Source organism: Luteitalea sp. (assembly GCF_022842525.1).
Taxonomy (GTDB): domain Bacteria; phylum Acidobacteriota; class Vicinamibacteria; order Vicinamibacterales; family Vicinamibacteraceae; genus Luteitalea.
Window position 1 is genome coordinate 22,025 of the sequence record NZ_JALHPM010000058.1, and the last position, 11,422, is coordinate 33,446.

6 protein-coding genes are annotated in these 11,422 nt (G+C 69.5%); 2 read left to right on the plus strand and 4 right to left on the minus strand.

Features of this window, described 5'->3' with window-relative positions:
* Positions 1 to 87: 87 nt before the first annotated feature.
* The 3 genes from Q0C41_RS13515 to Q0C41_RS13525 form a co-directional block, all read right to left on the minus strand.
* A complete protein-coding gene (locus Q0C41_RS13515; protein ID WP_291984310.1) occupies positions 88 to 4,032 on the minus strand; it encodes a BACON domain-containing carbohydrate-binding protein in 3,945 nt (1,314 codons plus the stop codon).
* 38 nt (positions 4,033 to 4,070) lie between these two features.
* Positions 4,071 to 4,832, minus strand: coding sequence for a CsgG/HfaB family protein (locus tag Q0C41_RS13520; RefSeq protein WP_291984311.1), 762 nt, complete (start codon positions 4,830 to 4,832; stop codon positions 4,071 to 4,073).
* A 548-nt stretch (positions 4,833 to 5,380) separates the two neighbouring features.
* Positions 5,381 to 6,892, minus strand: coding sequence for a hypothetical protein (locus Q0C41_RS13525; RefSeq protein ID WP_291984312.1), 1,512 nt, complete (start codon positions 6,890 to 6,892; stop codon positions 5,381 to 5,383).
* Positions 6,893 to 7,201: 309 nt separating this feature from the next.
* Between Q0C41_RS13525 and Q0C41_RS13530 the strand changes: the two genes are divergently transcribed.
* Together Q0C41_RS13530 and Q0C41_RS13535 are read left to right on the plus strand one after the other, a co-directional pair.
* Complete coding sequence (locus Q0C41_RS13530) at positions 7,202 to 7,756, plus strand: ECF-type sigma factor (RefSeq protein WP_291984313.1); 555 nt, start codon at positions 7,202 to 7,204, stop codon at positions 7,754 to 7,756.
* Complete coding sequence (locus Q0C41_RS13535; protein ID WP_291984314.1) at positions 7,753 to 10,353, plus strand: tetratricopeptide repeat protein; 2,601 nt, start codon at positions 7,753 to 7,755, stop codon at positions 10,351 to 10,353. Before Q0C41_RS13530 ends, Q0C41_RS13535 begins: the two co-directional genes overlap by 4 nt.
* A 22-nt stretch (positions 10,354 to 10,375) precedes the next feature.
* Here the strand turns inward: Q0C41_RS13535 and Q0C41_RS13540 are convergent, their stop codons facing one another.
* Positions 10,376 to 11,332 (minus strand): DUF1080 domain-containing protein, encoded by a 957-nt coding sequence (locus Q0C41_RS13540; protein ID WP_291984315.1) that lies wholly within the window; start codon positions 11,330 to 11,332, stop codon positions 10,376 to 10,378.
* Between the last annotated feature and the right edge of the window lie 90 nt (positions 11,333 to 11,422).

The following is an 11,422-nucleotide window of genomic DNA, read 5'->3' on the forward strand; positions in this document are numbered from 1 at the left end:
ACCCTTGCCAGAGGCCCTGCAAGATGCATGCGAGATGGTGCCACTCGACGGCCGGGCCTGGGGGGCCGCGGCCGCCTCGTGCGTGCTCTACCGCACCTTCGTCGCCAGCGCGTTGGTCCCCGCCGCCCACACCTGGCCGGTGGCGTCCCAGTACATGGCGCGCTCGACGACAATTTGCGCCGGCGTGTCGCCAAGGCTCTCCACGAGCGTCCCGTAGCGCCGGTCGGCAGACGCCGGGAACATCGCAGTCATCGCCACGTTGAAGCGACTGTTCGCCGTCAGTGGGAACGTGTTCGTCGCTGTCGTCCCGTCCTCGAACAGCAGCGTGACGCGCGCCTGACCGTCGAAGGCGGACGTGTTGGCGATGAGCACGTAGGTCTCGCGTCCGCGCGCACCGCCGGTCTCGCCTTCCGCGAGGGCCCACGCCGTGCCCGTCGTGGTCGACCCGGGCGAGTTGTGCGCCTCGTACCACCCCGCCGCCGCAGGCGTGCCCGGCCACCACATCGACCGCTCCACCACCACAGGCACACCGCCGAGTGACGTGATCGTCGTCGAGACCGCGGTATCGGCGAGTCTGGCGTCTTCGTGGTCGACCCAGATGTTGAAACGGCTCAGTGCAGGCACCGGATACTGCTTCGTCAGGACGTCACCCGACGGCAACAGGAACTTCGCCTCGACGACCGTGTCACTGGTCGTCGGGTTGGCAATCAGGACGAACAGGTCGAAGAACGGCCCGGTGGCGCCCTCGGCGAGGAACCAGGTGGTGGACAGTTCGGTCACGCCCGCGCTCTCGTGTCCGGCACCAAACGTGGCACCGGCCGCGTGCAGGTACATCGACCGCTCGACGATGATCGGCACCGCGTTGGTCGAGGTGACAATGGCTGAAATGTCGGTGGCCGCCAGCGGCGCCAGTGCCGGATCGACGAGGGCTTCGTTGTCCACCCAGATGTTGAAGCGACTCGCGGGGCCCACGGTGTACGTCTTCGTCAGCGGTGGCGCCGGGGCGGGCCTGAGGTAGGTCACCTGGACCGTCGCCGCCTCGGTGGTCGGATTCTGGATCAGGTAGAACAGCTCGAATCCCGAATGCGTGGCGCCTTCCGCGAGGTACCAGGTGGTGGCCGCCCTCGTCACCAGCCCGCGTTCGGCATGCGCGCCGTAGCCACGCGCGTCCCACGACATGGTGCGGTCGGCAACGATGGCGACGTCGGCCTCGATGAGCGTCGAGAACTCCGCCGCCGAGAGGCCGGCGACGGTGGCGACGTCGAGCGTGTGCCGTGCCATCGGCGCGATCGGCACGTCGTACCGGAACACCCGGCCATCGCCCCTCTGGAATCGGATGAGGACGTGAGCTTCCGTGTCGGTGGGGTTTGCAAGTGCCAGTTGCGTCGTGAAGAACGCGCCGGTAGCCCCCTCGGCGAGGTAGGTGATCACGAACCCGCGTGGGTGCGTACCGTCGCCCAGTTCCTGCAGGTTCGACCGGCCGTCGCCGTCAGCGTCTTCGCCAGCGTCGACCCGGAACGGATCCAGGCCGACCTTCAGTTCCCATTCGTCCGACATGCCATCGCCATCCGAGTCGCCGGCTGTGGCGACCGGCGACTGGGTGACGGTGACCAGCGTGCCGGCCACGTTCACCGTCGTGGCGCGCGCGGTGCCGCCAGGACTTGCCGCCACCGTGTAGGTGACGGTGCCCGGCCCGTCGCCACTGCCCGGGGTGAGCGTCACCCATGGCACGCTACTGGAGGCGGTCCAGGTGCAACTGGGGAGTGTCGCGACCGCGAGGGTGCCGGTCCCGCCACCCTCGGGCGCCGTGATGATCGTGGACGACACCGTCGGCGCGCACGCGCTGGCACCCGAGACGCGGAGGAGGTAGCGCCCTTCGCCGTCGCGTCCGCCATCGGCCGTGCCGACGACGACGGTGTACAGCCCACTCACGGGAGCGGTGAGCGCCAGTTGCGCACTGGCCGCGGCGTAGGTGTTGCCCACGGTCGTACCGGTCGGCGTGCGCACGCGGATCCACGGCCAGAAGTCGGGCGTGGATTCGCCGCCGGGCACCTCGCTGATGGCCACGACCAGAGCTCGCCCCTGCTCGGCGCGGAAGGTCCACTGGTCGAGGTCGCCCACGTGGATCGCGCCCTCGTGGTTCGTCTCGTTGGTCATGGCGCCGCCGTCGTCGCCGGTCGGGACGACGAAGGGCGCCGGCGTGCGGGCCAGCGTCAACTGGTACTCGCCCTCCGCGTCGCGCCCCGAGTCGGCGGTGCCGACGACGACGGTGTAGGTGCCGCTCAGGGGCGCGGTGACGTCGATCTGCGCCACCCAGTTGTCGTAGGTATTGCCGATCTCTGCGCCGCTCGGGCTGCGCAGACGAATCCACGGCCAGAAACCCGGGTCGACCTCGCTGTCGAGCACCTCGCCGAGACTGACCGACAGCGCATCCCCCTGCGCCGCCGTGAACGTCCACTGGTCGAGGTCACCGAGGTGGATGACGCCGCGATGGTTGGCGCCGTTGGTCATGGCGCCGCCGTCATCGCCGGTCGGGACGACGAAGGTCGCCGGCGTACGGGCCAACGTCAATCGATAGTCGCCCACCGCGTCGCGTCCGCCGTCGGCCGTGCCGACGATCACCGTGTAGGTGCCACTCAGGGGCGCGGTCACGTCGATCTGCGCCACCCAGCCGTTGTACGTATTGCCGATCGTCGCGCCGCTCGGGCTGCGGAGGCGGATCCATGGCCAGAACCCTGGGTCGACCTCACTGTCGAGCACCTCGCCGAGGCTGACCGACAGCGCATCCCCTTGCGCGGCCGTGAACGTCCAGAGGTCGAGATCGCCCCTGTGGATCTGGCCGGGATGATTGAAGCCGTTGGTCATGGCCCCACCCTGGTCACCCGTGGGGACGACGAAGGGCGCCGGTGTGCGCGCCAGCAGCAGTTGATAGTGGCCCACCGCATCGCGCCCGGCGTCGGCCGTGCCGACGATCACCGTGTAGGTGCCGCTCAGGGGCGCGGTGACGTCGATCTGCGCGACCCAGTTGTCGTAGGTATTGCCGATCTCTGCGCCACTCGGGCTGCGCAGGCGAATCCACGGCCAGAACCCGGGATCGATTTCGCTCTCCAGCACCTCGCCCACGCTGACCGACAGCGCATCGCCCTGCGCGGCCGTGAACGTCCACTGATCGAGATCGCCTCGGTGGATCTGGCCTGGATGATTGAAGCCGTTGGTCATGGCCCCACCCTGGTCGCCCGTCGGCACGACGAAGGGCGCCGGCGTCCGGGCCAACGTCAATTGATAGTCCCCCACCGCGTCGCGCCCGGCGTCGGCCGTGCCGACGATCACCGTGTAGGTGCCGCTCAGGGGCGCCGTCACGTCGATCTGCGCGACCCAGCCATCGTAAGTGTTGCCGATCGTCGCGCCGCTCGGGCTGCGCAGCCGGAGCCATGGCCAGAACCCGGGATCGATCTCGCTCTCGAGTACCTCGCCAAGGCTGACCGACAGCGCATCCCCCTGCGCCGCCGTGAACGTCCACTGATCGAGGTCGCCGACGTGAATCCTGCCTCGATGGTTCACGCCATTGGTCAGGTCGCCACCCTCATCGTCACTCGGGACCACGAACGGTGCGGGCGTCCGTGCCAGTGTCAGTCGATACGACCCGAGGGCGTCCCGCCCCGCGTCATTGCTGCCCACCACCACCGTGTAGGTCCCGCTCAAGGGCGCCACCACATCGACCTGCGCCACCACGCCGTCGTACGAGTTGCCGATCTCGGTGCCGCTCGGGCCGCGCAGCCGTATCCAGGGCCAGAAGCCGGGGTCAGGCCCCGGACCGAGCACCTCGCCGAGGCTCAGGGAGATCGCGTCGCCCTGCGCGGCCGAGAACGACCACGAGTCCACCTGCCCCGGCAGCGTGATGGCCCCGAGGTGGTTCTCGCCATTGGTCATCGGCGTCTGTGCCCGTACCGCGTCCGGGGTCACCGTGTGCAACGCGAGCACACCGAGGACCGTGCAGACTCGCCGCGCCACTGCTGAGATATTCGTCATCATGTGGGTCTCCCCCGCTGTCGACGGCTGCCGTGCTGCCGCTACCGGGCGCGCGCCTTGCTTGCGAGGAGGCTCTCGGTCGTCGACTTGATGGCCTCCTGCGTCGCTTCGCCGAGGATCGTGTCCAGGAAGTCCGAGGACGTGATGGACAGCCCCCCACCGTACCCGCCGGCGCCGGCGGCTCCCGTCACGCTGCGCCGAGTGACCGTCTTCTTCGTGTTGCCGCTGGCGACGATCTCGCCGGTACTGGTGTCGATCATCCGCGCCGAGATGCCGACATGCGCCTTGCCGGTCTTGACGCCGAGGCCGCCCACCACGGGGAGCCGCGCCGCGCCGCCGATGCCGCCCTGCTCGTGGCTGAACTGCGTGATCGACCCGAAGACGAGATATCGGGCGCCGAGCAACTTGCCGATCTTCGCGGCGTCGCCGGCACTGACATCCGCGCGATCACTGTTGGAGAACTCCTGCTCGGCGAGAATCTCCATCAGCTTCTTGCGCTCGATGATCCGGAGTGCGCTGTTGTTCACCAGCTCATCCACCATGAGATCCGCGATGCCCTTGCCGACGTCCCAGTCGCCGCGCCACCAGCGGCGGATCGTGGCGTAGTCGAAGTCCATCACCGCGACCGTCTCGCCGCGAGCGGAGGGGACGGGCACCGCTGCCACGGGCGTGCGGACCGCGATGACCTCGGGGGCGGTCGACCCGGTCGGCGCCGCCGACGCAGGAGCCGCCGCGTGCATCGACGCACCCGCCGCCGTGCTGGCGCTGAGCACTTCGACCAGGGGTGTGCGCGATGTAGCCAACGCGCTTGAAGCCATTGGCGTCGGGAGGCAGGTTGACCCGGAACCACGCCCCCTCGCGCGTGGCGTCGTCGAGCACGGTGCCGGCCGTCAGTGCGAGCAGGATGGGGCTCGTGTCCGCCGGGTTCAGACGGACGTTGGCTTTGGCAGTGACCACCCGAATGGTGTCGCCGTACAGCGGCGACGCCACGACGCAGGTGAGGGCCAGGGTGGTGAGCAGCCTGGCCAGGCACGTCAAGACTCTCGACATGGTTCGTCCTCGATTGACGGGACTCGGACGCACGTCAGCCGAGGGCCTGCGGCCGTCTGCCGGCGTGCACTGCAGTGATGGCCAGACGATGGCGTGAGTGGGGGTCGCCGCCCTCACGCCATGTCGCGCCATCAGGGGCGTGACATGCTTTGGCGTCTGCCGTCCCGGACCAACCGCGACGGGTGTCATCCGGCGTGGGTGACGTGTCCCGGGAGTCGTGCCTCCGGAAGACACATGTCTTCCCGATTGGCCCCCGCCGCACGCGTCAGGCGCGCGGTCGACATGGGCCCCGACGGGCCCGCTACTGCAAGGCCCGCACGACGGGCGCGAGCCCGGAAGCCTCTGTCAACGCCGCGACGGCACGGCCGTCCCCAGCCAACGTGCCCGCTGCGACCCGGTGCGTCGTCCAGCCTGTGTGCCGCTGCCAGTGCCGCACGTCGAGCAGCGCGTGCCGCTCCGGACACTGCTCGATGGGATGTCGCAGCACGCCCTGCGCCTCGAGTGACCGATGCATGGACTCGTAACGAGGCAGCCACTGCTGCTGCACTGCGGTCAGTCGACGGTCCAGCCGGAAGAGGGCCGCCGGGCGCACGCCCGACTCGGTCTCGGCCAGGACGTGGTCCCGGACCACGCGGACCCTGAACACATAGGGGTGTGGCCGCCCCATCGCCGTCGCCAGCTCGCCCGGGGGTAGGAGCGCCACGGCCTCGGGCGCCTCGGCCCCGCAGTCGTCACAACGCGGGACTGGCGCGTCCACAGGCCACCGCGACCCGGGCCCGTCGAGCCGCACGGAGGCAACGAATGCCTTGCCGTTGATACCGTCGAAACCGCCCACGACCAGACGTTCGGTGCTGCCGCTGCCCCAGTGCGCCAGCGCCCACACCGACCCGGCCACGAGGAAGCGCACCCGCGAGGTGCCGTCCGCGCCCGTCTCGAGGACGAACGACGGCCGTCCGGTCACGCCGCCATGCGCGGTCCACAGGCGACCGGGGCCGGACGTCGAGAAAGCCGACAAGTGGAACAACCACGGGCCGGACTCGCGCACGCCCTGGCGGTCGACCACTAGATCCGGCTTCACCACCGATCGCAGGGTGCCGCGCCGCGTGAAGACGCGCACCTCGTCCGACGCGTCGGTGGTGACGCCCGCGTGGGGCCCATACGAGATCGGGACGGCGGCCTCCAGGTGCCCGTCGCCATCGAGATCGCCCACCCGACCGCCCCAGGACGACGAGTTCACGGGTCTGGTGCCGACCGCGTCGAGGTGGTGCGCCCAGACCGGGTACCCCTCCTCGGTCAGCGCCTGGATCACCGTCCCGTGGATCTCGAAGCGAGACGCCGTGCCGACGACGCGGATGCTGCCGAGGGTCAGCAGGACACCCGCGGCGCCACCCGCCGCCACACATGCGGCGTACAGCCACCAGCGAGAGCGACGAGGGGATGCCGAGACGATCGGGACAGGCGAGGCGGGCGACACTGCGATCCGTTCCTCGTCAGGCGACGGAGGTGCCGAGGTGACGCCGGCGGTCTCGCTCGTGTCGATGCGGGGGAGGGCTGGCTCGGGCTGCGGTTGATCGGCGCCACTCGAGACGCGATGCCGCCGCCAGGCTTCGAGTTCACGCCGGCTGGCCTGCACGATCTGCCCGCCGTCCGGCCCGGTCAGGCGCTCGACGGGCAGTCCCAGTTCGCTCTCCCATCGCTGCGCCGACCGGACGCTCTTGCCGAGCGCGAGGGCGATCTCCTTCCAGCCATTGAGCCGATCCGGAACATCGTTGCTGGAGTCGTTCATGTGCTCCCACACCCGGGTTCGAACCATAGGAACCACCGTGTCGGCCGGGCACGTCGCCCTGCTCGGGGACGTGCCTGGTCACGGAGGTGCCTGGACACCTGCGATTGGGAGGAGCCCGAGTCTACATCGGCGCGCTCATCCCTCTATCTTGTAAGTCGAGAAAGACCTGGGTCGACGGACACGGACCATGGCGATAGCTCATCGGCAGGTGCGTAGGTTGCGCCGTTGGACCGTGCTAACATCGCGGCCTCTCGGAACGGACCTGTCATGCAGGGCGCGTCGGCACCGTCACCGTGCCGAACGCGCGAGGGCGCACGTCTATGTGGCAGTCACCTCATGGCTTCGCAGCAGCGCCCTAACGTCAATGACGAGATGTTCGACGTGGCGTATCTGGAGCTTCGCCGGTTGGCGAAGGCTCTCGGGCGCCAGGGCCGCGACGTCACGCTGACGCCAACAGCGCTCGTCCACGAGGCGTACATCAAGCTGACGCAGGGCGGCCGGTTCGAGGCCGAGTCGACGCAGCACCTGACCTACACGGTCGTGCGGGCCATGAAGCAGATCCTGCTGGACGCGGCACGCAGGCGGGCCACCACGGTGCACGGCGGCGGGCTCCAGCGCGTGTCCCTCGACGAAGCCCTCGGTCGTGTCGCCACGGTGACGCCGACAGCATTGCTCGCGGTGGGGCTGGCCCTGGACGATCTCGCGGCGGCCAACCCGATGCTGGCCAGGGCCTTCGAGTTGCAGTACTTCGGCGGCTTCCAGGTCGTCGAGATCGCGTCGCTGATGGATATCTCCGAGAAACGCGCGCAACGACTACTGCGCCTCGCCAGAGCCTATCTCGCCCACACGCTGACGGTCGCCCCGGGCCCGACGCGGCCGGACCCGGCATGAGCACGCGCGACGACGACGTCGAGGCGCTGTTCGACCGACTGCTCGCCCTGCCGGCTGCCGAGCAACGTTCTACGCTCGCCGCGATCGCCGTCGACGATCCCGATCTCGCCCAGCTGGTCGGGGCGCTGCTGCAGGCCGATGCGGACGCGCCTGATGTCCTTGCCCAGGATGCGGGCACCCTCGCGCACACGTTCCTGACCGACGCCGGCGGCACGGTGGCGGGTCGCATGGGGCGGTACGTGCTGGAGCGGTATCTCGGCGAAGGTGGCATGAGCTGGGTCTATCTCGCCCGCCGCGAAGACCTCGGCGACCTCGTCGCGCTGAAGTTCCTCCACGATCTCTGGAGTTCACCCGCCGGCCGGCGGCGATTCGCCCGCGAACAGACCACGCTGGCCGGACTGCGTCACCGCTCGATTGCCCGACTCTACGATGCCGGCGTGACCGACGGTCGCCCGTGGTTCGCCATGGAGTACGTCGAGGGCGCCTCGATCGTCGAGCACTGCGAGCGAAAGACCCTGGCCCTGCGCGACCGCCTCCAGCTGTTCCGAGACGCCTGCGCCGCCGTCAGCTACGCGCATCGCCAACTGGTCGTCCATCTCGACCTGAAGCCGTCCAACGTCCTGGTGAGCGACGACGGTGAGGTGAAGCTGCTCGACTTCGGCATCGCGCGGTCGCTCACGAACGAAGGCCGACTGGCCGACCACACGACCACCGTTCACCACCTGCTCTCGCTCGACTACGCCGCCCCCGAACAGATCGCCGGCGAGGCGGTCGATGTCCAGGCCGACGTTCATGCGCTGGGGGTCCTGCTCTACCGCCTGATCGCGGGCAGCGTCCCCCTCGCCCTCCACCAGGCGACGGCCCTGGAACTGGCACGTGCGCTGCAGCGCGACCCGCCCCCGCCGTCCTCAAGGGCTGGGACGCCGCTGGCGGCCACAGCTTCGTCGTCGGAGTGGCGTGAACTGGACGCCATCTGCGCCAGAGCCACCAACCGTCGCAAGGCGTCCCGCTACGCGTCGGTCGATCGTCTCGAGGCCGACATCGTGCGCTTCCTGAACCATGAGCCCCTCGAGGCCCCGGTCGACCGGTTCCACTTCTACCGGCTGCGGAAGTTCGTCTGGCGGCAGCGGCGCGGCGTGGCCGTCGCGGCGGGGGTCGTGATAGTGCTGGCCTCGCTCGTGCTGGCGTTCAACGTCCGTCTGGTGGCCGCCCGTGACGCGGCCATGCGGTCCGAGTCCCGGATGCAGCGAGTCCATCGCCTCATGCTGAATCTGTTCGAGGGCGACGACAGCGCCGCCGGTCCGGCGCAGGAGTTGCGGGTGTTGACGCTGCTCGACCGCGGCATCAGCAACGTCGACAGCTTGCAGCGCGAGCCGGATCTGCAGGCCGAACTCCAGTACACGTTCGGCGGCCTCTACCACAAGCTCGGCCGACTCGATCGAGCCGAGCCACTGCTGGTCACGTCGATCGACGCGCACGAACGCCTCTTCGGCCGCGACGATCCACGGACCATCCGTCCACGCCTGGCGCTGGCGCTGCTGCGCATCGATCAGGCACGGCTAGACGAGGGCCGCACACTCGTGGATCACGCCCTCGCGCTCGCCCGACGACACCATCCCCTCGACTCGGTCGAGGTGGCGGTCGCGACTTCGGCCCTCGGCAAGCTGCTGGTCGCGGATGGACGTTACGCGGAAGCCATCCCGCTGCTCGAGTCGGCGGCAGCCACACTCGCTGCGGCGCCCCCGGGCGCCGAGATGTCCGAAGCCCTGGGCGATCTGGCAAATGGTCTCTACTACGTCGGCCGCATCGACGAGTCGCGGGACGTCAACCAGCGAGCGCTCGACCTCGATCGACGCGTCTTCGGCCCGCGGCACCCGCACGTGGGCGTGGACCTGTTCAACCTCGGCAACATCGCGCTGGATCGTGCCGAGTATCTCGCCGCCGAGCGGTTGTTCAGGGAGGCGGTGGCGATCAGCGGAGCCTGGTATGGCCCCGGACATCCGAAGGCCGCCGCGAACACCCTGATGCTGGGACGCGCTCTGGCCTATCAGGGCCGGCTGGGCGAAGCGGCACCGCTGTACGAACGCGCGCTCGCCACCCTTCGTGATGTCTATGGTGACGACCACATCCGCGTCGGCGGTGCGCTGAGCCTGATGGGAGACCTGGCGCGTGAGCGGGGGGATCTGGCCACGGCGCGCACGCGGTTCGAGCGGGCGGCAACCATTCTGAAAGCACGCGCTGGCGCCGACCACGAGTTCTATCTGCACCAGGTATCGAACCTGGCGTCGGTCGACCTGGCGGAAGGCCGCCATGCCGAGGCCGAGACGCGACTCAGGATGGCCCTCGACGGCTTGATGATTGCGGTTCCTGAGCAGCGCTACACGGGCATCGCCCGGGTTCGATTGGCAGCGGCGCTGGCGGCGCAACAGCGGCACCTCGAGGCGCGCGCCGAGGCCACGCGAGCGGTGACCCTCCTGTCGAAGACGATGAGCCCGGCGTCCATCGAGGTCGAGCACGCGCGTGCCGTGCTGGCCGACATCGACCGCCAGCTCGCCGCAGCGACACCCCGAACCTCCGCGTCAGCGGCCCCTCGCTGACGCGGCGCCGGAACCCGCCGCCCTATCGCACGCCCGTGGCCGGCGTGATGACGATATTGCGGTACTCCACCGGGCCATGGTCACCCTGCAACAGCAGGGGCCCTGGCTCGCCTTCGGCGCTGTCGATCGCGCCGCCGGTGATGCCGGGAATCTCGCGATTGCAGATCACCGTGGTGCCGTTGAGCGTGTAGGTCAGCATCCGCCCCACCAGCGTGACGTCCATCGTCTGCCACTCACCCGCTGGCCGGGCGACGTTCTCGCTCGGCGCGATGAAGCCATACAGTCCACCGAGGTGATGCGACGACGGTTCCAGGCCGGCCGCGTCATCGACCTGCAGTTCGTAGCGGCCGCGCAGATAGACGCCGCTGTTGGCGCCCTTGGGCACGCGGAACTCGAGGTGCAGCTTGAAGTCGTCGAACGTCCGCGCGGTCAACAGGTTGGCGCCGCTCTTGACGTTGTGCAGGACGCCGCCTTCGGCGCGCCACTGGCTCTCGCCCCGTCCCACCGGCGTCCAGCCATCGAGGGTGGTGCCACCGAACAGTGTCACCGGCTCGCCCCAGACCGGCGGCGCCGCTCGACGCAGGCGCGGGGCGCGTGTCCCGGACCAGGTCACGGTCTGGCCATCGCCCATCGTCATCGACCCGGTCAGGCGGTCGCCGTCGAGGCGGCCTTCGAACGTAATGTCGCGCGGATTGCTCTCCCACTGCGGGGGAATGGCGAAGCGAAAGGTGCCGTCGGTGACGTCGATGCGGGCAATCGGACGCGCACTGCCACCCGATCCCACGAACTGGCCGACGAGCGTCGCCGATCCGGATCGCTCGACCTCGAGCCACGACGGCGCCGTGGTCGTGCCGCGCTGCACGACGAGGTCCCACCGACCGATCAGCGCGTCAGCGGTCTGACGGGGTTGTGCCAGGACGTGCGAGGGTCCGACAGCGACGAACAGCAGCGCAGCGCCAACGGCGACGCGAGTCAACATGCAACCTCCTGAGGTCCGGCTCCGACCACCACAGGAGGGGGCGTGAACGCGGATGAGTGTGGGTCAGATGCGCGCCCGGCCGGGCCGGGC

Excerpts from the sequence above, each read along its gene's own strand:
- Q0C41_RS13515 (WP_291984310.1), bottom strand. The coding sequence starts at position 4,032 with ATGATGACGAATATCTCAGCAGTGGCGCGGCGAGTCTGCACGGTCCTC.
- Q0C41_RS13525 (WP_291984312.1), bottom strand. The coding sequence starts at position 6,892 with ATGGTTCGAACCCGGGTGTGGGAGCACATGAACGACTCCAGCAACGAT.
- Q0C41_RS13530 (WP_291984313.1), top strand. The coding sequence starts at position 7,202 with ATGGCTTCGCAGCAGCGCCCTAACGTCAATGACGAGATGTTCGACGTG.
- Q0C41_RS13535 (WP_291984314.1), top strand. The coding sequence starts at position 7,753 with ATGAGCACGCGCGACGACGACGTCGAGGCGCTGTTCGACCGACTGCTC.
- Q0C41_RS13540 (WP_291984315.1), bottom strand. The coding sequence starts at position 11,332 with ATGTTGACTCGCGTCGCCGTTGGCGCTGCGCTGCTGTTCGTCGCTGTC.